Source organism: Caulobacter flavus (assembly GCF_003722335.1).
Taxonomy (GTDB): Bacteria; Pseudomonadota; Alphaproteobacteria; order Caulobacterales; family Caulobacteraceae; genus Caulobacter; species Caulobacter flavus.
In genome coordinates this window covers 3,535,082-3,560,689 of record NZ_CP026100.1, presented here as the reverse complement: position 1 = coordinate 3,560,689, position 25,608 = coordinate 3,535,082, and the positions used below count along the sequence as shown (strand labels likewise).

General features: G+C 69.7%; 21 protein-coding genes. 15 read left to right on the top strand and 6 right to left on the bottom strand.

The window, feature by feature from the left end:
- The 8 genes from glgX (at position 1) to C1707_RS16250 (ending at position 12,950) form a co-directional block, all read left to right on the top strand.
- Entirely contained in the window at positions 1–2,103 is a 2,103-nt protein-coding gene (gene glgX / locus C1707_RS16280) for a glycogen debranching protein GlgX (protein ID WP_101715944.1), read from the top strand.
- The gene (treZ, locus tag C1707_RS16275) at positions 2,100–3,833 is read left to right on the top strand and encodes a malto-oligosyltrehalose trehalohydrolase (RefSeq protein WP_101715945.1); all 1,734 of its coding nucleotides are present in this window, start codon (positions 2,100–2,102) and stop codon (positions 3,831–3,833) included. Before glgX ends, treZ begins: the two co-directional genes overlap by 4 nt.
- Positions 3,830–4,501 carry a 4-alpha-glucanotransferase gene (locus C1707_RS27000; RefSeq protein WP_205686778.1) on the top strand — a complete coding sequence of 224 codons (672 nt, stop codon included), beginning with the start codon at positions 3,830–3,832 and terminating at the stop codon, positions 4,499–4,501. The genes treZ and C1707_RS27000 overlap by 4 nt, the downstream gene beginning before the upstream one ends.
- The gene (malQ, locus tag C1707_RS16270; protein WP_205686777.1) at positions 4,498–5,784 is read left to right on the top strand and encodes a 4-alpha-glucanotransferase; all 1,287 of its coding nucleotides are present in this window, start codon (positions 4,498–4,500) and stop codon (positions 5,782–5,784) included. The genes C1707_RS27000 and malQ overlap by 4 nt, the downstream gene beginning before the upstream one ends.
- A complete protein-coding gene (gene treY / locus C1707_RS16265) occupies positions 5,781–8,279 on the top strand; it encodes a malto-oligosyltrehalose synthase (RefSeq protein ID WP_101715947.1) in 2,499 nt (832 codons plus the stop codon). Before malQ ends, treY begins: the two co-directional genes overlap by 4 nt.
- 83 nt (positions 8,280–8,362) lie before the next feature.
- On the top strand, positions 8,363–8,707 hold the full coding sequence (locus tag C1707_RS16260) for a hypothetical protein (RefSeq protein ID WP_145998507.1): 345 nt from the start codon (positions 8,363–8,365) through the stop codon (positions 8,705–8,707).
- 570 nt (positions 8,708–9,277) lie between these two features.
- Positions 9,278–12,322, top strand: a complete 3,045-nt coding sequence (locus tag C1707_RS16255) for a sensor histidine kinase (RefSeq protein WP_101715949.1) — start codon at positions 9,278–9,280, stop codon at positions 12,320–12,322.
- Complete coding sequence (locus tag C1707_RS16250) at positions 12,315–12,950, top strand: response regulator (protein WP_101715950.1); 636 nt, start codon at positions 12,315–12,317, stop codon at positions 12,948–12,950. Before C1707_RS16255 ends, C1707_RS16250 begins: the two co-directional genes overlap by 8 nt.
- Positions 12,951–12,985: 35 nt before the next feature.
- Here the strand turns inward: C1707_RS16250 and C1707_RS16245 are convergent, their stop codons facing one another.
- The 4 genes from C1707_RS16245 to C1707_RS16230 all read right to left on the bottom strand — a co-directional run bounded on the left by C1707_RS16245 (position 12,986) and on the right by C1707_RS16230 (position 17,230).
- The gene (locus C1707_RS16245) at positions 12,986–13,864 is read right to left on the bottom strand and encodes a hypothetical protein (RefSeq protein ID WP_101715951.1); all 879 of its coding nucleotides are present in this window, start codon (positions 13,862–13,864) and stop codon (positions 12,986–12,988) included.
- A 7-nt stretch (positions 13,865–13,871) separates the two neighbouring features.
- Complete coding sequence (locus tag C1707_RS16240; protein WP_205686776.1) at positions 13,872–15,554, bottom strand: electron transfer flavoprotein-ubiquinone oxidoreductase; 1,683 nt, start codon at positions 15,552–15,554, stop codon at positions 13,872–13,874.
- 16 nt (positions 15,555–15,570) lie between these two features.
- Positions 15,571–16,353 (bottom strand): alpha/beta fold hydrolase, encoded by a 783-nt coding sequence (locus C1707_RS16235; protein WP_101715952.1) that lies wholly within the window; start codon positions 16,351–16,353, stop codon positions 15,571–15,573.
- Between the two features lie 127 nt (positions 16,354–16,480).
- Positions 16,481–17,230 carry an SDR family NAD(P)-dependent oxidoreductase gene (locus C1707_RS16230; protein WP_101715953.1) on the bottom strand — a complete coding sequence of 250 codons (750 nt, stop codon included), beginning with the start codon at positions 17,228–17,230 and terminating at the stop codon, positions 16,481–16,483.
- 109 nt (positions 17,231–17,339) lie between these two features.
- Between C1707_RS16230 and C1707_RS16225 the strand changes: the two genes are divergently transcribed.
- Both C1707_RS16225 and C1707_RS16220 read left to right on the top strand, forming a co-directional pair.
- On the top strand, positions 17,340–18,230 hold the full coding sequence (locus tag C1707_RS16225; protein WP_101715954.1) for a LysR family transcriptional regulator: 891 nt from the start codon (positions 17,340–17,342) through the stop codon (positions 18,228–18,230).
- Between the two features lie 146 nt (positions 18,231–18,376).
- Positions 18,377–18,898 carry a helix-turn-helix domain-containing protein gene (locus C1707_RS16220; protein WP_101715955.1) on the top strand — a complete coding sequence of 174 codons (522 nt, stop codon included), beginning with the start codon at positions 18,377–18,379 and terminating at the stop codon, positions 18,896–18,898.
- 8 nt (positions 18,899–18,906) lie between these two features.
- Here the strand turns inward: C1707_RS16220 and C1707_RS16215 are convergent, their stop codons facing one another.
- A complete protein-coding gene (locus tag C1707_RS16215) occupies positions 18,907–20,898 on the bottom strand; it encodes a PAS domain-containing sensor histidine kinase (protein WP_101715956.1) in 1,992 nt (663 codons plus the stop codon).
- A 181-nt stretch (positions 20,899–21,079) separates the two neighbouring features.
- On the bottom strand, positions 21,080–22,096 hold the full coding sequence (locus tag C1707_RS16210; RefSeq protein WP_101715957.1) for an alpha/beta hydrolase: 1,017 nt from the start codon (positions 22,094–22,096) through the stop codon (positions 21,080–21,082).
- Between the two features lie 512 nt (positions 22,097–22,608).
- Here C1707_RS16210 and C1707_RS16205 point away from each other — a divergent pair.
- The 5 genes from C1707_RS16205 (at position 22,609) to C1707_RS16185 (ending at position 25,564) form a co-directional block, all read left to right on the top strand.
- Positions 22,609–23,004 (top strand): DUF427 domain-containing protein, encoded by a 396-nt coding sequence (locus C1707_RS16205; protein ID WP_101715958.1) that lies wholly within the window; start codon positions 22,609–22,611, stop codon positions 23,002–23,004.
- A 96-nt stretch (positions 23,005–23,100) separates the two neighbouring features.
- Complete coding sequence (locus tag C1707_RS16200) at positions 23,101–23,703, top strand: RrF2 family transcriptional regulator (RefSeq protein ID WP_101715959.1); 603 nt, start codon at positions 23,101–23,103, stop codon at positions 23,701–23,703.
- Positions 23,696–24,385 (top strand): response regulator transcription factor, encoded by a 690-nt coding sequence (locus tag C1707_RS16195; protein WP_101715960.1) that lies wholly within the window; start codon positions 23,696–23,698, stop codon positions 24,383–24,385. Before C1707_RS16200 ends, C1707_RS16195 begins: the two co-directional genes overlap by 8 nt.
- Positions 24,386–24,468: 83 nt before the next feature.
- Positions 24,469–24,840 carry a response regulator transcription factor gene (locus tag C1707_RS16190; protein WP_101715961.1) on the top strand — a complete coding sequence of 124 codons (372 nt, stop codon included), beginning with the start codon at positions 24,469–24,471 and terminating at the stop codon, positions 24,838–24,840.
- Between the two features lie 133 nt (positions 24,841–24,973).
- Positions 24,974–25,564, top strand: coding sequence for a glutathione binding-like protein (locus tag C1707_RS16185; RefSeq protein ID WP_101715962.1), 591 nt, complete (start codon positions 24,974–24,976; stop codon positions 25,562–25,564).
- Positions 25,565–25,608: the final 44 nt, after the last annotated feature.

Below are 25,608 nucleotides of genomic sequence, written 5' to 3'. Positions count from 1 at the left end.
TTGACCCCATTGCCTGAACGCCTCGACGCCGGAGTCCCCTACCCGCTCGGCGCGACCTTCGACGGCCTCGGCGTCAATTTCGCCGTGTTCTCCGCCAATGCCGAGCGGATCGACCTGTGTCTGTTCGATCCTTCGGGCCGCAAGGAGCTGGCGCGCTTTCCCCTGCCCGAATGCACCGACGAGGTCTGGCACGGCTACCTGCCCGATGCGCGCCCAGGGCAGCTCTACGGCTTCCGCGCCTACGGTCCCTATGCGCCCGAACGGGGCCACCGGTTCAATCCCAACAAGCTGCTGCTCGACCCTTACGCCCGCCGACTGGCTGGTCAGTTGCGCTGGACCGACGCCCTGCACGGCTATCATGTCGGCTCGCCACGCGGCGACCTTTCCTTCGACCGCCGCGACAGCGCCCCGGCCATGCCCAAGGCGGTCGTATCAGCCGACGCCTTTGACTGGGACGGCGACCGGCGGCCCAACACGCCATGGTCCGAGACGGTGATCTATGAGGCCCACGTCAAGGGCCTGACGGCCCTGCTGGAAGAGGTCACGCCATCGGAGCGCGGCACGTTCGCGGCGCTCGCCCATCCCAAGGTGATCGCCCACCTGCAGCGCCTGGGCGTCACGGCGCTGGAGCTGATGCCGGTCCACGCCTTCACCCAGGATCGCTTCCTGCAGGAGCGCGGCCTGTCGAACTACTGGGGCTACAACACCCTGGCCTTCTTCGCGCCGGAAGCCCGCTACCTGGCGACCGGCAGCCACGACGAGTTCCGCCTGGCCGTGCGGCGCCTGCACGCCAGCGGCATCGAGGTGATCCTCGACGTGGTCTACAACCACACCGCCGAGGGCAGCGAGCTGGGCCCGACCCTGTCGCTGCGGGGCCTCGACAACGCCACCTACTACCGACTGCTGGCCGACAACCCGCGTCACTGCATCAACGACACCGGCACGGGCAACAGCCTCAACATGGCGTCGGCCCGGGTGGTGCAGATGGTCGCCGACTCCCTGCGCTACTGGGCCCAGTCGTTTCGGATCGACGGCTTCCGCTTCGACCTCGGCGTCACCCTGGGTCGCGAAGGCGACGCCGGCTTTTCGCCAGGCGCGGCCTTTTTCGACGTCCTGCGGCAAGACCCGGTGCTGGGCCGGCTGAAGCTGATCTCCGAGCCCTGGGACATCGGCCCGGGCGGCTACCAGCTGGGCCAGCATCCCCCAAGCTTCGCCGAGTGGAACGACAAGTTCCGTGACACCACGCGCCGCTTCTGGAAGGGCGACGCCGATCAGCGTCCCGACCTCGCCGCCCGCCTGTCCGGCTCGGGCGATCTCTTCGACCGCCGTGCCCGCCGCCCCTGGGCCAGCGTCAACATGCTGACCGCCCACGACGGCATGACGCTGAACGACGTGGTCAGCTACGACGCTCGCCACAACGAGGCCAATGGCGAAAACGGCCAGGACGGCCACAGCGAGAACTATTCACGCAACTGGGGGGCCGAAGGCCCCACCGACGATCCGTCCATCCAAGACCACCGCGACCGCGTGCGACGCTCGATGCTGACCACGCTTATGGCGTCGCTCGGCACACCCATGCTGCTGGGCGGCGACGAGTTTGGCCGCACCCAGAATGGCAACAACAACGCCTACTGCCAGGACAACGAGATCAGCTGGTTCGACTGGACCCTGGCCGCCGGCGATCCAAGCCAGGCGCTGATCGACTTCACCGCCCGCCTGATCGCCCTGCGCAAGGCCCACCCCCTCTTGCGCGCCGGCGCCTTTCTTTACGGCCAGGACGAGGTCGCGCCCGGCGTGCTCGACATCGAATGGTTCGACGAACGGGGCCAGAGGCTGTCGCAGGACGACTGGCGTAATCCAGAAGGCCGCGCGCTGCTGATGCGTCGCGCCGGACGCCTGCCAGACGGAGCGCTGGAACTGATCGCCCTGGCCATGAACGGCGCGGCCGAGACACTGACCTTCTTGCTGCCCACCGAGGGGCTGACATTCGAGCGGCTGATCGACAGCGCCGCGCCGGACGCCGAGCCTGGCCCCGTCAGCGACACGTTAGAACTGCCGGGCGGCGCGGCGGTCATCCTGCGCGCAGTCGGAGCCGCCGAATGACGCCAGGTCACGGCCCCCTCTGGCTCGAAGACGGACGCGCTCGCTTTCGCCTCTGGGCGCCCGGTCGCGAGCAAGTCGGCCTGGAGCTCGACGGCCTAGGCGCCTTTGCGATGTCGCCGACCGGCGACGGCTGGTTCGAGCATGACGCCGACGCCGCCCCGGGCGTCAAATACCGCTTCCGGATCGACCAAGACCTCATCGTGCCCGACCCTGCCTCCCGGGCCCAGGCCGATGATGTTCACGGCTGGAGTCTTCTGGTCGGGCCGGACGCCTATGCCTGGCGACATCCAGACTGGTTCGGACGAGCCTGGTCGGACGCGGTGATCTGCGAAGTCCATGTCGGCCTGCTCGGCGGCTTCGCCAGCGTGACTGAACGGTTGCGGGAACTGTCGGCCGTTGGCGTCACCGCAATACAACTGATGCCGGTCAACGCCTTCTCAGGCTCGCGCAGCTGGGGCTACGACGGCGTGCTGCCCTACGCGCCCGCCAGCGCCTATGGCTCCCCGGACGACCTCAAGGCCCTGGTCGACACCGCCCACGGCCTGGGCATGATGGTGTTGCTGGACGTGGTCTACAACCATTTTGGCCCGGACGGTAACTACTTGCCCGCCTACGCCGAAGCGTTCTTCGACGAGGCGCGCCGCACGCCCTGGGGTCCGGCGATCGCCTTCGGGCGCGAGCCGGTGGCGCGGTTCTTCATCGACAACGCCATCCATTGGCTGGTGACGTTCCGCCTCGACGGCCTTCGCTTCGATGCCGTGCACGCGATAGGCGACAATGGCTTTCTCGACCGGTTGGCCGCCGAGGTCCGGACCCGCTTGCCGGACCGTCACATTCACCTTGTGCTCGAGAACGAGGCCAACGATCCGGTGCGGTTGTCGGCCGGCTTCGACGCTCAGTGGAACGACGACTTTCACAACGTGCTGCACGTGCTGCTGACCGACGAGACCAGCAGCTACTACCAGGACTTCGCCGACCGTCCGGCCGAGCGCCTGGCCCGATGCCTCGCCGAGGGTTTCATCTATCAGGGGGAAGGCTCGCCCAACCACGATGGCAAGCCCCGCGGCGGGGCGAGCGCGTATCTGCCGCCGACCGCCTTCGTCAGCTTCCTGCAGAACCACGACCAGGTCGGCAACCGAGCGCTGGGCGAGCGTCTGACGACGCTGGTTTCCCAGGATCGCCTGCGGGCGGCGATGGGCCTGCTTCTGATGTCGCCGCAGATTCCTATGCTGTTCATGGGCGAGGAGAGCGGATCCCAGACGCCGTTCCTGTTCTTCACCGACTTCCACGACGACCTCGCCGACGCCGTGCGCGAGGGCCGGCGGCGGGAGTTCGCCAAGTTCCCGGCCTTCGCCGATCCCCAAGCGCGCGCGGCCATTCCCGATCCGAACGCGATGTCCACCTTCGAGGCGTCGCGTCCGCTCGCGGGTCCGGACGCCGAGGACTGGCGCGAACTGATCAGCCATCTGCTGCGCCTGCGGCGCGACAACCTGGCCCCACACATCGACGGAGCGATCAGCCTGGGCGCCCGCGCGATCGGCCCCAAGGCGGTGCAGGCCGCATGGCGGCTCGGTGACAAGACCTACACCCTGGCCGTCAATCTGGGCGACGCAGCCACGCGGCTCTCGCCAACGCCCCCGGGACCCCCGCTGGTGATCGTCGGCGACGCGCCAAGCCAGGGCCAACTGCCGCCCGCCGCGTTCGCCGCCTGGCTGGCGCAAGATCCATGAGCGACACCGAACTCCTGGCGCTCGCCGATGCGGCCGGCGTCCTTGTCGACTGGACCGACTTTGACGGTCGCCAACGGCGGGTCGAGCTGGACACCGTCCGCGCGGTCCTGGCCGCGCTTGGTCACGACGCCGCCGCGCCCGGCGAGGCCCTGAAGGCCCTGCAAAGTCGCCCCTCCCCCGACATGTTGATCGCGAGTGTCGATGCGCCGATCAGATTGGCTGGAGCCGGCCGCGCCCGAGTAACGCTGGAGGACGGGCGCGGGCTGGACACGGTCCGTGACGTCGCCGACCTCACGCGGGGCGTTTCCCAGCCAGGCTACCACCAACTGGAACTGGACGACCGCCTGATGACGCTGGCGATCTGTCCTGCGCGCTGCGTGACGCCGCGCGACCTGCTTGGTCGCGACGCCTGGGGCTTGACCGCCCAGATCTATGGGTTGCGCGACCATGGCGCTTTCGGCGACTTTACATCCCTGGCCGCCTTCGCCCGCGCCGCCGGTCAGGCCGGCGCCGACGCCCTGGCGATCAGCCCGACGAACGCGCTCTTTCCCGCCGCGCCGGGCCGCTGCAGTCCCTATTCGCCGTCCAGCCGCGACCATCTGAACATCCTCTATGGCGATCCGGCTGCCCTAGGGCTCGCCCCCCGCCGCCAAGCGGGCCGGAGTTGATCGAATGGCCGGCGGCGGCGGCGGCCAAGCTGGCCCGGCTGAACGCCGCCTACCACGCCTTTGCCGGCGACCGCCGTTTCGACGACTGGGTGGCCGCGGGCGGTCCGAAGCTTCGCCTTCACGCGATCTTCGAGGCCCTCGACGAGCGCCTGGCCCACATCTTCGGCGCGGGCGGATGGCGTCGCTGGCCCACCGCGTACAGGACCGTCGATCGCGCCGAAGCGATCATCGGGCAGTTGGGCTTGGGCGATCGGGTCGGCTTCTTCCTGTTCGCTCAGTGGCTGGCCGACCTTGGCCTGGAGCAGGCGCAGGCCGAGGCGAAGGGCGCGGGCATGGGTATCGGCCTGATCGCCGATCTGGCCGTCGGTCTTGATCCCGGCGGTTCGCATGCCTGGCGACGCCCCGAGGAACTCATGCTCGGCCTGACGCTGGGCGCGCCGCCTGACGCCTTCCAGGCCGCGGGACAGGGCTGGGGCCTGACCAGCTTCGCCCCCGACGCCCTTCGCTCCGCCAACTATCGCCCCTTCCTCGAGACGCTTAGGGCGGCGCTGCGTCACGCCGGCGGCGTGCGCATCGACCATGCCCTTGGCCTGGGACGTCTATGGGTGATCCCGGACGGCGCAACGGCCGATCAGGGCGCCTATCTGCGCTATCCCATCGAGGAGCTCCTGCCGCTCATCGCACTGGAGTCGCGCCGCGCCGAGGCGGTGGTGATCGGCGAGGATCTGGGCGTCGTGCCCCCCGGCCTCAGGGCGGCTCTCGACGAGCATGGCCTCCTGGGGATGCGTGTCCTGCCCTTCGAACGCGACGAGGCCCGCGCGTTCATCCCGCCCGAGGCATGGGATCGCCGCGCCGTGGCCATGACCAGCACGCACGACCTTCCGCCGACCGCCGGCTGGTGGCGTGGGTGCGATATCGACTGGCGCGAGCGTCTGGACGCCCCCGGCGATCGCGACCGCGAGCGCGATCAGCGGACCGAAGACCGCGACGCGCTTTGGCGGCTGGCGTCGCAAGCCGGCCTCGCCGAAGGCCAAGCGCCCCCTTCGGACGCGCCGGACCTGGTCGTCGACGCCGCGCTCGCCGTGGTCGGCCAGACCCCCTGCGAGCTGGTCCTCCTGCCCATCGAAGACCTGCTGGGCCTGGAGGAGCAGCCCAACCTTCCCGGCGTGGTCGATCTCCACCCCAACTGGCGCAGACGTCTGCCGGCGGCCAGCCAAGCGCTGTTGAGCACGCCCGCCGCCGCCTCTCGCCTCGCCCGCCTCAACGCCCAGAGACCGCGATGATCCCCTCCGCCACCTACCGAGTGCAGTTCCACGCCGGCTTCACCTTCGCCGACGCTGCGGCTCTTGCGCCTTATTGGGCCCGACTTGGCGTGAGCCATCTCTATGCCTCGCCGATCGCCACGGCGCGCAAAGGCTCCACTCATGGCTACGACGTGGTGGACCCGTCCACGATCAATCCGGCCCTCGGCGGCGAGCAGGGGTTCCGCACCCTGGTCCAGGCGCTTCGGGCCGAGGGCCTGGGCGTGGTGCTCGACATCGTGCCCAACCATGTAGCGGTCGGCGGCGCAGACAACGTCTGGTGGCTGGACGTGCTGGAAAACGGCCGCGCCAGTCCCTTCGCCCGGATGTTCGACATCGATTGGGCGCCGGCCGATCCCGATCTCGCCGACAAGGTGCTGGCGCCGTTTCTGGGCGCCCCCTACGCGGAGGCCCTGGCCTCGGGCGCGATCAGGCTGGACGCCGAGGCAGACAGGCTCTCCATCCTGGCCCATGACACCCACCGCTTTCCCCTGCGGCGCGCGGACTATGCCGAGGTGCTGGCCGCAGCCGGCGCGTTTCGGCTCGAGGATCTTGATCCGCGCCGACTGGCGGGGATTTACGATCCCGCAACCGCCGAAGGCCGCGAGCGCCTCCACGCGCTGCTCGAACGGCAGCACTATCGCCTGGCCTGGTGGCGTAGCGCCGGAGACGCGATCAACTGGCGCCGCTTCTTCGACATCACCGAGCTGGCGGGGCTTCGCATCGAGGACCCGATCGTCTTCGACGCCGTGCACGCCCTCCCCCTGCGGCTCTACCGCGAAGGCCTGATCGATGGCCTGCGTGTGGATCATGTCGATGGCCTGGCCGATCCGCCCGGTTACTGCCGCACCCTGCGAGAGGCGATGCTTGCAGCCGATCCGGGACGAGCGCCCTGGCTGGTGGTCGAAAAGATCCTCGCCGACGGCGAGCCGCTGGCCACTGACTGGGGCGTCGACGGCGCCACCGGCTACGAGGTCATGAACGAGATCTCGGCTGTGCAGCACGAGCCGCTCGGCGCCGAGCCTCTGGCGGCGCTGTGGCACGAGATCAGCGGGCGCCCCGCTGATTTCGAGACCGAGGAGTTGACGGCCCGCCGGGAAATCCTGGCGGGCGGCTTCGCCGGCCAGCTGGACGCTACGGCCATGGCTTTCCATCGGCTGGCGATGCTCGACATCGCCGCCCGTGACCTGCCCATGCCCGCGCTCCGACGCGCCCTCACCGAGCTGATCGAAGCTTTTCGCGTCTATCGCACCTATGCTTCCGATACCGGTTCGCCTCCGACCCAGGCGCTGGCCCGAGCCAAGGCGGCCCACCCTGCGTCGGGCGCCGCGCTCGACCAGATCGCCGTCTGGCTGTCGGGCGCGAGCGAACTCCCGACGGCCTTGCGGACGGACGCCATCCGCCGCCTCGAGCAGCTGACGGCGCCGGTGGCGGCCAAGGCCGTCGAGGATACCGCCTTCTATCGCTTTGGACGGCTGCTCTCGCGCAATGATGTCGGCTTTGATCCAGCGCGCCTGTCGACTACGCCGCAAGCCTTCCTTGCCAAGGCCGCCGAGCGCGGCCGGCTTTTTCCCGCGAGCCTGCTGGCGACCGCCACCCACGACCACAAGCGCGGCGAGGACGTGCGCGCCCGCCTGGCCGTTCTGAGCGAAATCCCCGAGCGTTGGGAGGCGCGTGCAAAGGCCTGGCAAACGCAAGTTCCACTCCAAGGCGTCGATCCCGGCGACGCCCACATGCTGCACCAGATGATCGTCGGCGCCTGGCCGCTGGATCTCGGCTCGGATGACGCCAACGGTCTGGCGGCCTTTGCCGAGCGCGTGGCGGGCTGGCAGAAAAAGGCGCTGCGCGAGGCCAAGCTGCGCACCTCATGGATCGTCCCGGACGAGGCGTACGAGCAAGCCTGCGAGGCCTATTTGCGGCGGTTGCTGACGGGCCAGGACGATGCCTTCCGCCACGACTGCGCGGCCTTCGTCGATGAGATCGCTCCGGCCGGCGTCGTCAACAGTCTGGTGCAGACCGGTCTGAAGCTGACCTTGCCCGGCGTGCCCGACCTCTTCCAGGGAACCGAACTGTGGGACTTCAGTCTGGTCGATCCCGACAACCGCCGTCCGGTCGACTACGATCGGCGGCAGTCTGCCCTGGCGTGCGCTTCCAACGACAGCTGGCGGGACGGCGCGATCAAGCAGGCGCTGATCCGCGATCTGCTGCAGGCTCGCCGCGCCCGTCCCGACCTCTTCACCGCGCCCTTACGTCCTCTGGCGATCAGCGGCCGCCGCGCCGACAGCGCCATCGCCTTCGAACGGGCAGGACCGACCGACAGGCTCTTGGTTATCGCGGCCCTGCGCTGCGCCGAGAAGACTCTCTCGACCCGCTCCCCCACGCTGGACGCGGCCTGGTGGAACGACAGCGCGCTCTGCGACGGGCGATCAATAGCGGACCTGACGGGCGGGTCGCCCTTTTGGTGGACCATCGCGTGAGACCCTAGGTCGCGCCCTGCCCGCGTTGACAGGACTCAGGTTCGGGGCGTCCCATGGCGAGGCTTCTGGGGAGGGGCGGCGCCATGGCCAAGTTCGAGATCGACTACGAGGAAAAGCTCTATCTGGCGCTAGCGGCTCTGCGCGGCGCTGGATATGCGCCGGTCCGTCTCGTTCTTGATCGCGTCGAACGATTGGGACCGACAAGCCTCGAGCGTCACGGCGACGGCTCGGCCCGCGCCCTCGATCTTGACGTCGAGGTCGACCCCGCCGCCACCCCGCACATCCTCGCCCGTCGAGACGATCGCATGATCCGTGCGCCTGTCGCACTCCGTCAGCTGGCCCGTTGGCTCGCCGCCGACGGCGGCGAACGCGAGCCCATGGCCTTGATCCCCGCCTACGACGTCCCCCGGCTTCGGGCCGTGCGGTGATCCCAATTCCCTCTCTCTCAGTAGTGCGGGATGGAGCTTGGCAACGGGCGCTGCTGGCGGTCTGATCGGTGGAAAGTTCTCCGCGCCGACACCAAGATTCAACGCAAGCTCGCCCTTCCTGAACAAGAGCATCGCCAACTCGATCAACAACAAACACAACGCAGCCGCCCTAATATCTCCGATCTCCCTGCTCAGGAATTACGTCGCAGCTCTGCCTGGATCCACCGACTGGCCTCCAATCTACGGGAATACTGCATGCGACTACCCCAGATAAAATCAATGAATTAAGAGAAACGATAGGCGCCGGATTTCACCATCCGGCGCCTATTACTCGGAGAAAATTGTCAGATCGCCTAGGTTAGAGCAGGTCAGGTAGTCGGACCCTGGCGCCCCGTCGGTGACGTAAGTGCGCATTGGACAGCGCCTGACCGGGCCATACCTGCACATCCCCCCGCCGCGCCCTGTCCGAGGGGGATGCGCACCCCCAACTGGGGCTTGCCAGCAGGGGCGATAAAAGCGGCAAGTAGGCCTGCTCCGGAATTTGGAGTCGGGAAACTGCGGAAACCTGCCGTGCGATCGATCAAGGCCGTCATCATCGCGGTGCTGCTGCTGCACCCCGTGACGGCCGCCGCGGCCGAACAGATACGGCGGCTGGCCCACTACACGCACCAGAGATGGACCGAAGAGGGCGAGGCCCCCGCCCCGGTCCTGGACATGGCGCAGGGCCGCGACGGCTATCTCTGGCTCGCCACGGGCGCGGGGCTGTTCCGCTTCGACGGCATCAATTTCGAACGGATCGCGGTGGAGGCCGGGCTCGATCAGAACGACCCGCCCAGCGCGCTGCTGGTCGCGCGCAACGGCGACGTCTGGGTCAGCTTCGCGGACTCCCGCCGCTTCGCCGTCTACCGGGACGGCGCGCTCCGCGTCTCTCCCCTGCCCGCCGCGTCCGACCGGGTCGTGGCGATGGCCGAGGGCAAGGACAGCGCGATCTGGGCCATGACCGCGCGGTTCGACGCCGAGCTGCTGCAGGTGCGCGACAATCGCTGGCGCCGGTTCGACGCGGCCCAGGGCCTGCCGCGCGACGACGCGCTCAGCCTGCTGGTCGCGGCCGACGGCGCGGTGTGGGTGTCGCTCAGCAATTCCGTCGTTCGCCTGCGCCCCGGCGCGGCGCGCTTCGAGGTCGTGCGTGAAACGCCGCGCGCCAACGGCATGCTGTCGCGGGATCCCGAAGGCCGGGTCTGGCTGTCCGCGAAGGACGGGAGCTATCCCCTCACCGGTCGGGACGGACAGGGATCGCCTCCCCCCGGCCCGGCCTATCGCACCGACAGCGCCCAGATCCGCGGCGCGCCGATGTTCGACCGGGCGGGGAACCTGTGGATCGCGACCCGATACGACGGCGTGCAGCGCGTGGCCGCCGCCTCGGCGCCCGCGTCGCGCCGGTCCCCGCTGATCGAGTCGCTGCATGGGCGCGACGGCCTGTCCTCCGACCTCGCCACCAGGATCCTCGAAGACCGGGAAGGCAACATCTGGGTCGGCTCCGAGAAGGGCCTGGACAAGCTGCGGCCGGCGACCGTGCGGTCGGAGCCCTCTCTGACCCGCCCCGCCGCCTTCGGCGACAAGCTGCTGTCGGCCTCGGACGGCAGCGTCTATGTCGGCCAGGCCGACGCCGTCTACCGGATCGCGCCGGGCGGAGATCCCAGGCCGATCCTGCGCGGCGTCCAGGAGCCGCAGAGCTTGTGCGAGGCCCCCGACGGCGCGATCTGGATCGCCTTCGCCACGCGCGTGATGGTCTGGAAGGACGGCCGGACGGTGCGAACCTTCGACCGCCCGGACACCGACAGCATCATCTACGACTGCGCCTTCGACGCACAGGGCGACTACTGGATTTCCGCCGCCGCCGGCGGCCTGCTGCGCTACCGCCAGGGACGGTGGGACGCCATGTTCCAGCAGCCCGACGGCGAGCGCTTCCATCCCATGACCATGGTGCGCGACGCCCGGGGGCGGCTGGTGCTGCAGTGGGCGCTGCGCCGGCTGGCCTGGCTGGACGGCTCGGCGCCGCGCTTCGCGCCGCTGGAGCTCGGCCGGGACGCCACCGCGGTGACGCTCCAGCCCACGCCCGACGGCGCCGTGCTGGCGGCCGGCGCCTTCGGGCTGGCGCGGTTCCACGAGAGCGGCGCCGACGCCATCCCCGCCGACCGTACGCCCCTGCGCGGCCGCATCAGCGGCGTGGTCCAGTCTCGCGAGGGCGACACCTGGCTGGCCTATCCCCGCGCCCTGGTGCGGATCGCGCCCCAGGACCTGGAGCGCGCCTTCGCCAGTCACGCGCCGCCCAGGCCCGCGCTGACCCTGGGGTTTGGCGACGGCCTGACCAGCCGGCCGCACTCCCACAGCCAGCGCTCGCTGGTCGAAGGCGGCGACGGGCGGCTGTGGATCGCGACCGAGACCGGGACGCTCTGGATGGATCCCCGGCGCATCGCCCGCACGAACCTGGCGCCCGGCGTCGCGATCCGGTCCGTCACCGCCGCAGACCGCCTCTATCGGGATCCGGCGACGCTGCACCTGAAGAAGGCGACGTCGAGCATCGAGATCGACTACGCCGTGCTCAGCTTCGCCGACCCCAGGCAGGTCGAGGTCCGCTACAAGCTGGAGGGCTTCGACGAGGACTGGGTGGATCCCGGCGCGCGGCGTCAGGCCTTCTACACCAACCTCAAGCCGGGCAAGTACCGCTTCCAGGTGATCGCGGCCAGCAACGAGGGCGTCTGGAACCGGACGGGCGCGACCGTGACCTTCGACATCCCGCCGACCTTCCTGCAGTCGCCCTGGTTCCTGGCGCTGTGCGTCGCGGTGACCCTGGGGCTGCTGTGGGTGTTCTATCGGCTGCGGCTGGCGCAACTGGAACAACGCATCCACGTGGGTCACGAGGCGCGGCTGAGCGAGCGCGAGCGGATCGCCCGCGAACTGCACGACACCCTGCTGCAGAGCGTGCAGGGCCTGGTGCTGCGCTTCCAGTCCATCGCCAACAAGATGCCCCCCGAGGACCAGTCGCGTGACCTGCTGGAGTCGGCGCTGAAGCGCGCGGACGACGTGATCGTCGACGGCCGCAACCGGGTGCGCGACCTGCGCGTGGCCGAAAGCCCCGGCGACCTGGCCGCCATCCTGGAGGAACGCGGCGCGGCGGCGGGCTTCGACCCGCCCATCCCCGTCCACATCGTCACCGACGGCGTGCCGCGCGCCGTGCACCCGCTGGTCGCCGCCGAGATCGGCCGGATCGCCGGCGAGGCGCTGTTCAACATCGCGCGCCATGCCAAGGCCCAGAGCGTCGACATGTCGATCCACTTCTCGGGCCATCAGCTGGGCGTGCGAATCTGCGACGACGGCGTGGGCATCCCCCACGAGGTCGTGGCCAGGGGGCACAAGCCCGGCCACTTCGGCCTGATGGGCATGCGCGAGCGCGCCCAGCGGATCGGCGGCGTCTTGTCGGTGACCAACCGCGCCGTCGCCGGCGCCGAGATAAGCATCAAAGTCCCCGCGAGACTGGCCTATGCCGACAAGGCGTCGGCCCGCTCGCGGCTATCGTCCCTACTTCGCATTATCGGGAGAGCCCCCGTTGCCTGAGACCAGTTCGCGTCCCATCCGCATCCTCGTCGTCGACGATCACCCGATCCTTCGCGAGGGCGTCGCCGCGATCCTTGAGGACCGGACCGACATGCAGCTGGTGGGCGAAGCGCGCGACGGCGTCGAGGCCATCGTGCAGTACCGCGACCTGCAGCCCGACGTGACCCTGATGGACCTGCAGATGCCCGGCATGGGCGGCGTGGAGGCGATCAGGGCGATCCGCGCCGAGCACCCCAGCGCCTGCATCGTGGTGCTGACCACCTATGACGGCGACGTTCAGGCGGTCCGCGCGCTGAAGGCCGGCGCCATGGGCTATCTGCTCAAGAGCAGCCTGCGCACCGAGATGCTGGACGCGATCCACAACGTCAGCCAGGGCCGTCGCTACCTGCATCGAAACATCGCCGACGAGATCGCCCTGCACATCCTCGACGACGGCCTGAGCGAGCGCGAGGTCACGGTCCTGCAGCTGGTCGCCGTGGGCAAGGCCAACAAGCAGATCGCCTGGGAGCTGGGGATCTCGGAGGAGACGGTGAAGGGCTACCTGAAGGCCATCTTCACCAAGCTCAACGTGTCCGACCGGACCCATGCCGTCACGGTGGCGGCGCGTCGCGGCATCATCGAACTGTGAGCGATGGCGGAGCGGCGTGCGCCGCCCCGCCGCTTCTAGGGCCGCCGGCCCAGCCAGGCGGCGACGTTCAGCACGTAGCGGTGCGTATCCGCCAGCGCCTGCGGCTCGCGGGCCATGCCGTCGCCGGGGATCTCGGACACGAAGGTCGGACAGCCCCGCGACAGGTCCCAGTTGTAGTCGGTGAAGTGGTGGAAGGTGCTTTCGGCGATCGCCCGGCCGCCATGCGCCCCGCCCTCGAAGGCGATGGCCAGGTTGAAGTCGCGGCCGGTGGTCCGGCTGCGTCCCGTCATGATGACGCGGGCGTTCGCGTTTTCGGGCGCGATCACCGCGCCCTCGTGCGGATGGGCGGGCAGATGCCGCAGCGCCCCGGTCGGCGAGGCGGGATCGACCAGCACCGGATGGATCGGGGCCAGCGGCCGGATCAGCTGGTAGTCGCCGTTGGCGCCCGACCGGTAGTTCGGCCAGGAGATCGCCTGGGTCTCCTCGTCGTCGCGCACGTGCCGGCTGGGGTCGGGCTCGGGATTGCGGCTGTGGAAGTGATGCGCCGGCCCCACGCCGCCGAGCGTACAGACCGACGACCCCAGGTCCATGTGATCGCGCGTGACCAGCATGCCGCCGCCGGCCTGGCGAAAGCGCGAGACGGCGGCGCAATCGTCCTCGGTCAGTCCGTCGCCGACGTCGACGGCGAACAGCCACAGCTGGTCGAAGGCGCTCTCGTCGAGGCGTGACAGCACCGGATCGGGCGCCCCCGTCGGCCCGCGATCACGCGCCTCGACCGCGTAGAGGGGCCTTCCCTCTCCGTCGACGGCGCCGACCAGGAGGTCGCGGAGCAGGCTGAAGCGCGCGATGGACCAGTCTTCCGCGGTCGGGGGGATCGTGGTCTGCAGCAATATCCGGATCGGACCCTGGCCCATCTTGCCCTCACATGTTCGGATAGTTGGGCCCGTCACCGCCCTGCGGCGTGGTCCAGGTGATGTTCTGCGACGGATCCTTGATGTCGCAGGTCTTGCAGTGGACGCAGTTCTGGAAGTTGACCTGGAAACGCGGATTGGCGCCCTGGTCGTCGTACAGCACCTCGTAGACGCCGGCCGGGCAGTAGAGCCGCGCCGGCTCGCCGTACCTGGGCAGGTTGACCTCGATCGGGATCGACGGGTCCTTCAGATGCAGGTGCGGCGGCTGGTCTTCCTCGTGATGGGTGTTCGACAGAAACACGCTCGACAGCCTGTCGAACGACAGCACGCCGTCAGGCTTGGGATAGCCGATCGGCCGATGGTCGACGGCCAGGCCGGTGGCCGCCGCATCGGTCTTGCCGTGCTTCAGCGTGCCGAAGAACGAAAAGCCGCCGAACCGGGTGGTGAACATCTCGACCAGGCCCAGGGCGTTGCCGAAGAGGGTGCCGAACCGCGACCACAGCGGCTTGACGTTGCGGACCGTGTGCAGCTCGCGCCAGATCCGCGAGCCGCGATAGGCCTCTTCGTACTCCGCCAGGGCGTCGCCGCCCCGCCCCTCCTGCAGGGCGGCGAAGGCGGCCTCGGCCGCCAGCTTGCCGCTGGAGATGGCGTTGTGGCTGCCCTTGATCCTGGGGAAATTGAGGAATCCGGCCGCGTCGCCCAGCAGCACGCCGCCGGGGAAGTACAGCCGCGGCGTCGACTGGAAGCCGCCCTCGATCACCGCCCGGGCGCCATAGGCGATCCGCCGGCCGCCGCGCAGGTGCCTGGCGATGGCGGGATGGTGCTTGGCGCGCTGGAACTCGTCGAACGGCGACAGCCACGGGTTCCGGTAGTCCAGGTGCACGATGAAGCCGACCGACACGTAGCGGTCGCCGAAATGGTAGAGGAAGCTGCCGCCGCCGGTGGCGTCGTCCAGCGGCCAGCCCAGGGTGTGCTGCACGAAGCCGGGCTTGAAGACCGCGTCCGGCACCTGCCAGAGCTCCTTGACGCCAAGCCCGTACTTCTGCGGCTCGCTGGCCTGGTCCAGGCCAAAGCGCTGGATCAGTTGCTTGGCCAGAGAGCCGCGCGCGCCCTCGCCGATCATCACGTAGCGGCCGTGCAGCTCGACACCGGGCTGATAGGCGGGGCCCGGCGCGCCGTCGCGACCGATCCCGAAGACGCCGGCGACCACGCCCTTCACCGCGCCCGTCGCGTCGAGCACAAGCTCCGAGGCGGCCATGCCGGGATAGATCTCGACGCCCGCCTCTTCCGCCCGCGCCGCCAGCCAGCGGCACAGGGCGCCGAGCGAGGCGATGTAGTTGCCGTGGTTGTGGACGTACCCCGGCATCAGCCACATCGGGATCTCGAAGGACCACTTGCGTCCCAGCAGCAGGAACCGGTCGGACGAAACCGGCGTCTCCAGCGGCGCGCCGAGCTGCTTCCAGTCGGGAAACAGTTCGGCCAGGCCGACTGGGTCGATCACCGCGCCCGAGACGATGTGGGCGCCGACCTCCGAACCCTTCTCCAGCAAGGCGACCGACAGCTCGACGCCGGCGGCCTTGGCCAGTTGCTTCAGGCGAATGGCGGCGCCCAGCCCCGAGGGGCCGGCCCCGACGATCACCACGTCATAGGCCATGACGTCCCGTTCGGGCGCGCCGGCTTGATCCGCGGGCATGGGCGTCTCCTCCCCGTCAGCGCGCCGAGGCCGCTTCCTCGATCAGGGCGGCCACCTTGTCGGGCTGCGACACCATCAGGGCGTGCGAGCCGCCTTCGACCACGACGGTCTTCCGGGCCTTGGCGCGCTCGGCCATGAACCGCTCGACCTGCGCAGGGATGTTGCGGTCGGCGGTTCCGTAGATCACGTAGGACGGCAGCTGCTTCCAGGTCGGCGTGGTCGCCGCGTCGGACAGGGCCTGCTGCGTCACCGGACGCTGGGTCGCGGCCATCAGCGCGGCGGTGGCCGCGTCGGTATCGGCGGCGAACTGGGCGTGGAACTTGCCGGGCTGGATGTAGAGGTCCTGGCCGCCGTCCGGCAGCGCGACCGGAGCCAGGACGCCGCCCAGCGTGCTGCCGGGGAACTTGCCCGACAGGGTGACCGCCGACTCCCCGGCGTCCGGCAGGAAGCCCGCCACATAGACCAGGGCCGAGACGTTGTTTCGACCGCTGGCGGCCTCGGTGATCACTTCGCCGCCGTAGGAGTGGCCGACCAGGATCACCGGCCCGGGGATCGACTTGACCAGCGCCGACAGGGCCTCGGCGTCGGACTTCAGGCCGCGCAGCGGGTTGGCCGCGGCGATCACCGGATAGCCGTCGCGGCTGAGCCTGGCCACCACGCCGTTCCAGCCCGAGGCGTCGGCGAAGGCGCCGTGCACCAGCACGATGGTCGGCCTGGCGGCGGGCGTGGCGGATTGGGCGGCGGCGCCGGACATCGCCAGGATCAGGCCCAGCGTCATGGCCTTGAGGGAACTGCGCATGGATATCTCCGTGGGTTCGAGGCCGATGCCTCGTCCAGCTGACGATGCGCCGGCCCGCCCCGGCCGCCCATCCAGCGGAAGGGTCAGGTCGCCCCCTCCCAAGGTCTAGGCGGCTAGCGCCCCGGGCTCAGACCAGGGTCATGCCGCCGTCGACCTTCAGATTGACGCCTGTGATGAAGCTGCTGGCCCCCGAGGCGAGGAACAGTGCGGCCTGGGCCAGTTCCTCGGGGCGCGCCATGCGGCCCAGCGGGATCCGCGCCGCCATCCCGGCCTCGAAGGCGTCGCGCTGGTCGGGCGCCACGCCCAGCTTCTCCAGGATGGCGGTGTCGGTCGGGCCAGGACTGAGCAGATTGACGCGGATTCCCCGGGCCTTCAGCTCCAGCGCCCAGACCCTGGCGAACGCCTCCAGCGCCGCCTTCGAGCCGGCATAGGCGGCATGACCGTCCAGCGCCTTTCCGCTGGCGATCGAGCTCGTCAGGATGATCGCCCCGCCGTCGCGCAGCAGCGGCTCCACCTTCTGGACGCCGAAGAACACGCCTCGGGTGTTGATCGCGAACTGGGCGTCGTATTCGGCCTCCGAGACTTGCGGCGAGGGGGTGATGGTGTTTGCGCCGGCGTTGGCCATGTAGATGTCGAGGCCGCCGAAGCGCTCGCGCACGACCTGCGCCACCGCCTCGTGATGCGCGATGTCGGCCACGTCGCCGACGACGCCGAAGGCGCGCGGGCCGATCTCGGCGACGGCGGCCTTCACCGCCTCGGCGCGGCGTCCAGTGACGATCACGTGCGCGCCTTCCTCGGCGAAGAGTTTGGCCGACGCCAGCCCGATGCCGCTGGCGCCGCCGGTGATCAGCGCGACCTTGTTCTTGAGGATGTCCATTGTCTTTGCGCCTCCGCGCGTCGTCGTTGAATGCGACGCCGCAGATGGCCTCGATCGGTGATCGGATAAGACAAGCCGGCGGCACAGCCCCTGTTCCATCGTGGCCCAGATGTTCGATCCCCTCGACAACGCCGCCGGCCTTTCGGCCTTCATCGCCACCGTGGAAACCGGCTCGTTCAGCGCCGCCGCCCGGCGCGCGGGCGCGACGCCGTCCTCGGTGTCCAAGAGCGTCGCGCGGCTGGAGCGGCGCCTGGGCGTGCGGTTGTTCGTCCGCTCGACGCGCACGGTCAGCCCTACCCTCGAAGGCGCGGCCTATTTCGAGCGGGTGACGCCGCTGCTGCGCGCGCTGACCGAGGCCCAGGACGCCGTCCGCCCCGCCACCGCCGAAGGCCGTCTGCGCGTCTCGCTGCCGACCGATCTTGGCCGGCTGCTGATGGATCCGCTGACCCGCGTCTTCATGCGCCGCCATCCTGGCGTCCACCTGGAGCTCGACATGAGCGACCGCCATGTCGATCTGGTCCGGGAAGGCTACGACCTCGCCCTCAGAGCAGGCCACGTGCAGGACGTCGACCTGGTCGCGCGGCCGCTGGACCCGGCGCCCATGGTGCTGGTCGCCTCGCCCGAGCATCTGGATCGCCATGGACGCCCCGGCAGCCTTGAGGCGCTTTCAGCCGCTCGTCACGTCCGCTACCGCCTGGGCGGCCAGCCCTTTCCCATACGTTTCGCCGACGGCGCGGTGCTTTCGCCCGAAGGCGTTCTCGACTGCGACACGGGCTTCGCGCTGAGATCGGCGGCGATCAACGGCGTGGGCGTCGCCCAGCTGCTGCGCTGGACCGTCGACGAGGACATCCGGGCCGGACGCCTCGAGGTCGTCATGGCCGATGCGCCCCTTCCCGCCGTACCGCTGCGCATCCTGCACGCCTTCGGCCGCTTCCAGCCCTCGCGGGCGCGGCTCTTCTCGGATTTCGTCGCCGAGCAGATCAAAGCGCTGTCGCGATAGTCCGTACGCCGCTCGACCCTATCCGCCGGCATAGGGTCGGCCCGCCCTTCACCCGGATCGATCGCCGTCCCGGCCGCTCCTACCGTGATCTCCAGTCACCGCCCGCCCCGGGGCGGCGACCGGAAGACAGCCACGGAAACGCCGCCATGCAGCCAGCGACCGACTTCACCGAAACGCCGAACGGCCCCTCCCCCGGCCTGGCCGCCCTTCTGGCGGACGTCCTGGGCGATCTGCCCCCCGAACAGCACGGCGTCCGCAGCAAGATCGTCAGCGCCCTGAGGATGGTCGGCGGCGAACCGCCTCCTTCGATCCACCGGGGCGGCCTGGCGCCCTGGCAGGTCAACCGCCTGAAGGCCCACATCGAGGCCCGCCTGGAAGCGCCCCTGCGCCTGAAGGAGGCCGCGGGCCTCATCGGCGTCAGCTGCAGCCACTTCTCGCGCGCTTTCAAGAAGGCGTTCGGCCAGTCGTTCTCGCGCTATGTCATCGCGCTGCGGCTCGAGCGTGCGCGACAGCTCCTGACAGAGACCGACCAGTCGATCAGCGACATCGCCCTGGCCTGCGGCCTCAGCGACCAGCCGCACCTGACCCGTCTCTTCCACCGCAGCTACGGCGCGCCGCCGCACGCCTGGCGCCGCGCGCACGGCTGGCGGGCCTACGCCGCCGAGTAGCCGGCCGGTCAGGCCTGCGGATGGTCGAGCGGCAGAAAGATCGTGAAGATCGCCCCGCCGGCGTCGTGATTGCCCGCCGAGATCGTTCCGCTGTGCTCGGTGATGATCGACTGGCAGATCGCAAGGCCGATGCCGATGCCGCCGTCCTTGGTGGTGAAGAAGCTGTCGAAGACGCTGGCCAGGTGCTCGGCGGCGATGCCCGGCCCGCTGTCGTGGATGCGGATCGTCACCCCGGAGTCCGTCGGCGCAGCCGCCAGCCGGATCTCCCGCCGCTTCGGACCGTGATGATCGATGGCCTGCAGGCTGTTGATCAGCAGATTGACGACGACCTGCTGCAGGCGGATCCGGTCGCCGTGGATGACGGGCAGGTCGTCTTCCAGCGCCAGCGTCAGGGCGATGCCCTTGGCCTCGATCTCGTGGCGTGCGATCAGCACCGCCTCCTCGATCGTGGCGCGCAGATTGAGCCGCGTCCGCTCGGGCTCGCGCTTCATCGCCATGCCGCGGATCCGCTCGATGATCTGGCTGGCGCGGCCGGCGCTGGCGGCGATGCGTTCGGTCAGCATACGCACCTTGTCGAGATTGGGCTGCTCCTGGTTCAGCCAACGCAGGCTGGTGTCGGCATTGGTCATGATCGCCGAGAGCGGCTGATTGACCTCGTGGGCCACCGAGGCAGCCAGCTCGCCCAGCGTCGACAGGCGGGCGGCATGGGCGAAGTTGGCCTGCAGCCGGCGAAGCTCGGCCTCGGTCCACAGGCGCTCGGTGACGTCCTCGATAGTGATGAAAGTCGTATCCAGATACTCCGGCGGCGCGGGATAGGTGACCGACAGCACCACGTCTCTCACCCGGCCGTCGAACGTGTGCATCTTGGCCTGTTCGACATAGTTCCGCCGCCCCTCGAAGTGGGCCTTCATCACCCGGTTGGCCATCTTGGGCGTGGCCGAGAACAGGTAGCGGACCGACTGGATCAGTTCGGCGGCGTTACGCGCCCCGAACAGGCGCACGGCCGCCTCGTTGACCTCGGTGACCAGCACGATGTCCTTGGCCAACTCGACCAGATGGGCGTTGTCTTCCAGGTGGCCGGCGATGTCGGTGACCCCCCCGGCTCGCAGCCGCGCGAGTTCGTCCCCGGACCGGCGCGCGTCGACATAGAGCAGCGGCGTAGGCGTGAAATGGATCAGCTTGCGGTAGCGGTCTTCGCTGGCCCGCAGCTCCCAGGCCGTGCGGTCGTCGCTGGCGGCGCCGTTGACCATCAGGAACAGCGCGTCGCTCCGGCCAGGCTCGGCCGACCGCCAGGCCGTCGCGATCGCCCCGGCCAGCAGGCCGTAGGGGCCCAGCGTTCGGACCAGCGGTGAACCGACTGGACGTTTCAACGCGTCGGCGATCAGCTGGGCGATGTCGTCCCGGCTCTCGGCCGGCCAGAAGTCGGTCAGCGGGCGGCCGATCATCTGCTCGCGCTCGGCCGAGCCGCCGAACACGCGGACCGTGCGCGCATTGACGTCGATGATCCGGCAGGCGTCGAGCAGCACCCGCCCCTCCGCGCCCGGACTGGCGGCGGTCGCCACGGTGTCGAGCTCCCAGCACGCGGCGGTCGTTCGCCTGAGTTCGGCTCTGGCGTCGAGGGCGCTCCAGTGCGGGTGCGAACGGGCGGCCTGGCCGTACTCCACCACGTCCCGCAACGTTCCGTTCGGATGCCGTCTCAGGGTACGCCGCACGTCCGCGGCGACGGCGGTTCCGCCCGCCCCCAGACGCCGGACCTCGCCCTCCCAGGCGCCCTCCCGGACCAGCAGCGCCCATTCCTCGCGGTGCAGCTCGCGGTTCTCGGCCAGCTCGCAGAGCTTCAGCCCAACCATCGCCATGGCCGGCCAGCCGTAGAGCAGCTCGGCCGCCGGGTTCCAGTAGCGGACGACGCCCGCCGGATCGGTGACGACGACCGCCTCGGCCGCCAGGTCGACCAGGTCGCCGCACTCGTCCTGCTCCAGGGCTCGGAAAAGCGCGGTCATGGAACCAGCGCCCACGCGGCGGCGCGCGCGGCTCCATCGGGGTGGCGGGTCCAGGACTGCGTCATGAGCCAAATTTACCGCCGCCGACGCCCCCGGCCTTCACACGATCGGGCCTGTCGCGCCCCCCCATTTCGCGTAGGCGCGAGCGCCGGGACGGCTGGGCCATCCCGGCGTCGACGGCCTACTTCCCGTGAAGCGCGGCGTGGAGCGCCGTGTTGGCCTGCAGGATAGCCGCGCGGGTCGCGGCGGTGTCGGCGACGGCGTTCAGCATCACGAAATCATGGATGGCGCCGTTGTAGCGCGCGGAGGTCACTCGCACGCCGGCCTGGGTCAGCTTGCGCGCATAGGCCTCGCCTTCGTCCCGCAGGACGTCGTTCTCGTCGACGATGACCAGCGCCTCGGGCAGGCCCGCGAGCTGCTCGACCGTGGCCTGCAGCGGCGCGGCGGTGATCTGCCTGCGCGTGGCCACGTCGGGGATGTAGGCGTCCCAGAACCACTGCATGGCCTTCTTGGTCAGCCACGGCCCCTCGGCGAAGGTGTTGTACGAGCCAGTCTCGAAATTGGCGTCGGTCACCGGATAGAACAGCACCTGCAGGGCGAACTTCGGCCCCCTGCGCTCCTTTGCCATCAGCGTCAGCGCCGCGGCCATGTTGCCGCCGACGCTGTCGCCGACGATGGCGACGCGCGAGGGATCGACGTTGTACTTGTCGGCATGGGCGATGAAGTACTCGGTCGCCGCGTAGGCCTGCTCGATGGCGACCGGGTAGCGCGCCTCGGGCGAGCGGTCGTAGTCGACGAACAGTACCGCGGCCTTGGCGCCGACGGCGATCTCGCGGGTGAGGCGCTCGTGGGTGTCGACGCCGCCCAGCACCCAGCCGCCGCCGTGGATGTGGACCACGATCGGCAGCTTGCCGGTCACGCCCGCCGGACGCACGATCCGGACCCGCACCTTCCCGGTGGGGCCGACCGGGAAGACCTCGTCGTCGAGCGAGGCCGGGGCCTTGGCCACCGGGATGTTCTGCGCGCCCGACAGGACCGCGCGGGCTTCGGTCGGGGTCAGCTGGTAGATCGGCTTGCCGCCGGCCAGGGAGTCGACGAAGGCCTGGGCGGCCGGTTCGAGCACCGGCGTCTGGGCCGAGGCCGCGCCGGACAGCGCGGCGACCGCCAGGGTGGCGGCCACGGTTTTGGTCATGGACATGCTGCTTCTCTTGCTGGCGACGCGACGGCCTCGTCATGAGCCGCCGCGCCGGGTTGAGACCCAACCCGTAGGTCCGCCGGCCACCTCGCGGCTTGGCGCCGCGCACCTGGTTTGAAGCCTCGCGCTCCGATCGGCTTTTCGCGTCCGCGGCGGCGCGCTCCCCCGCATACCAAGGGCTGGGAGAGCAGACGTCTCGCCTCCTCCCCGGAAGACGACGCCCTATCCTTTGGTCGAGCGCCGCCGCGTCCTTCCACGGGGAGTTGCGCGACGTTTCGCCGGCGCCGCCATCGCCCAGCGTACAGTTTCGACGCCAAGGCCGGCTCAGTACCAATCCAGTCGAGCCGTGTTAATCGGACGAGACAGAGATGGCGAACGCAAGATTTTTTCCGATTTCATCTTGCGACCAACGAAGCGGTAGGCGAGCGCTCAACCTGTCCGGCTCACCCCATTTCACGGCGGACCCGGCCGAAACCTTCGGATGCCGGTCCGCGTAGCTCCGAGCAGGTGGACCCATGATTGCTTCCGAAAGCCTCGTCACCCTGGGCGTGCGAGCCCGCGCACTGTTCGAAGGCCACGACATCGCCGACAGCGCCGACGTGGTCGTCGTGCGCGACCCCGGTCGAGCGCCCGCCTACTACTTCCCGCGCAGGGACGTGTTCATGATCTTCCTGCGCGAGACCGGCAAGGTCACCCGCAACGCCGACAAGGGCGAGGCGCGCTACTTCACGATCTATCGCGACCAGCACATCGTCGAGAACGTCGCCTGGTCGTACGCGGCGCCGCCGCAGGCCTTCGCCGCCATCGCCGGCCGCATCGCCTTCCATCCCGCGCACGTGGAGTTCCAGGTCGACGGCCGCTCCTCGGCCGAAACCCAGGAAGACGACGATCCGGAGATCGCTTCCGCCTGATCGGGGCCCTCCCGATCGGGGGAAGACGGCGCCCCCGTTCGGGGCGTTCGCGCCTGAAACCTCGAGCTTATAACTCGGACCCAAGAGGGTCGCGTTATGAGCAACATCGCCAATGACATCGGGCCTGGCCGGGCCGGCCGCGGCGGCGGTCTCTACGGGGCCTCGCTGGAATACGGCATGCACTGCCTGACCTGGCTGGTGGGCCGCGACAAGCCCGCCAGCAGCCGCGACCTGGCCGCGCTGCAGGGCGCGCCGCCGGCCATGGTCGCCAAGATCATGACCAGGCTGGAGAAGGCCGGCGTCGTCGTCGCCGTCGACGGGGTCCGTGGCGGCTACGCCCTGGCCCGGCCGCCGGAGACCATCACGATGCTGCAGGTGGCCGACGCGATCGACGGCCGCAGGCCGCTCTTCGAATGCCGCGAGACCCGCCGCAACTGCGCCCTGTTCGACGAGGGCGCGCCGCCGGAGTGGGCGATCCGCAAGGTCTGCGGCATCCACGCCGTCATGCTGCGCGCCCAGAAGAGCATGCGCGACGAGATGGCCCGCACCAGCCTGCTGGACATCGTCCAGGGCGTGCCCGCCCCGCCCGAGTTCGGCTCCGCGGCGGGCCAATGGCTGGACGAACGTATCGAGGTCCGCGAGCGGACACGCATGGCGGCCGTCAGGGCCGGAACGCGAAGGAGGTCCTCCGATGACTGAACCCTTGGCCTACGCCCAGCCCGGCCGCGAAATCGGCCGACGCCTGGACGACGATCTCGCCCCCGTGGTCATCGTGGTCGACGACGACGACGCGGTGCGCCTGTCGATCTGCGAACTGCTGGAGTCCGTGGGCATGGCGTCCCTGGCGTTCGCCTCGACGAGGGAGCTGCTGGACGCCGACGTGCTGGACCGGCCCGGCTGCATGATCCTGGACGTCCGCATGCCGGGCCTGAGCGGCCTGGACTTCCAGAACCATCTGGCGGCCAGCGGCATCCTGACCTCGATCATCTTCCTCACCGGCCACGGCGACATTCCGATGACCGTGCAGGCGATGAAGGCCGGCGCGGTCGAGTTCCTGACCAAGCCCGCGCGCGACCAGACCCTGCTGGACGCGGTCAACCGCGCCGTGACCGCCGATTTGGCCAAGCGGGGCGAGGCGCGCACCGCGCGCGAGAACGCCGCGCTCTATCAGCACCTGACGCCGCGCGAACGCCAGGTCATGCGCGCCGTGGTGCAAGGCGCGCTGAACAAGCAGATCGCCTACGAGCTCGGCATCACGGAAGTCACCGTCAAGCTGCATCGCAGCAGCCTGATGAAGAAGATGCGCGCGCCCTTCGTGACCCATCTGGTGCGCGCCTGGCAGTCCCTGCCGGCCGATCTGCGCGAGGAACTCGTCAGCTAGCCTTTTGGATAGGTAGGACGCCGCATGGATTGCGCGGATGCTCGGCGCTCACGTCCAGGTCTCGCCGCGTAAGGGCCGCAAGCTTGTCCACCGAGGCTCTTTTCGCGATCGTCGACGACGACGAGGCCGTCCGCGAGGCGCTTTCCGAGCTGCTCGAGGTCTCGGGCTGGCCGAGCCTGACCTTCGCCGACGCCGCCGCCTTTCTGGCCGCCCACGTCCGAGGCCGTTTCGCGGCCGTGGTGACCGACCTGCACCTGCCGGGCAGGAACGGCCTCCAGTTGCAGCAGCATCTTCGCAGCGCCGACCCCGACCTTCCCGTGATCGTCATCTCCGCGCAATCGGACGCCGCCGTACGCGCGCGCTGCCTGGCCTCAGGCGCGGCGGCGTACCTGACCAAGCCGATCAACGACAGGCTTCTGCTGGAGCATCTGGCGACGGCGGCCGAGCGCCGCTGAGGGGCCTGTACGCTGGTATGGGGCGCCCTGCGCCTTTGGCCAAATCGCCCTCGCCCGCCCCGCATCCTAGCTTCGCCCCACGCCTGAGCCGGGGCCGCGCCCCGCCAGCCAGGCGCCACGCGGGAGATCCCAGATGAAACTCTACTACGCCATCGGCGCATGCAGCCTCGCCGACAAGATCGCCCTGGCCGAGGCCGGCATCCCCTGCGACTTCGAGCGGGTGGAGCTGCACAAGCGCATCACCGAGACCGGCGCCGACTACGCGGCCATCAACCCCAAGGGCTACGTCCCGGCCCTGGTGCTCGACAGCGGCGAGATGATCACCGAGAACATCGCCATCCTGTCCTGGATCGCGCAGCAGTCGCCGAAGCTGCGCCCAGACGGACCGCTGGGCTGGTTCCGCCTGCTCGAAGCCCTCGCCTACATCTCGACCGAGGTGCACAAGAGCTTCCACACCTTCTTCATCCCGGACGTCACCGAGGAAGAGAAGGAGAAGGCCCGGGCCCTGGCCGGGCTACGCCTCGAGTACCTGGCCGCCAGCCTGAAAGACGACTTCCTGCTGGGTCCCGACCTGACCGTGGCCGACCCGTATCTGTTCGTGATCATGACCTGGGCCAAGCCCAACGGCGTCGTCCTGCCGCCGCCCCTGGCGGCCTATTACGAGCGCATCAAGGCCCGCCCGACGGTGGCCGCGGCGCTGGCCAGCGAGGGCCTGGAGGTCTAGGCCCGCCGTTCGGCGACCGGGACCTATGCAGCGGTATAGGTCCC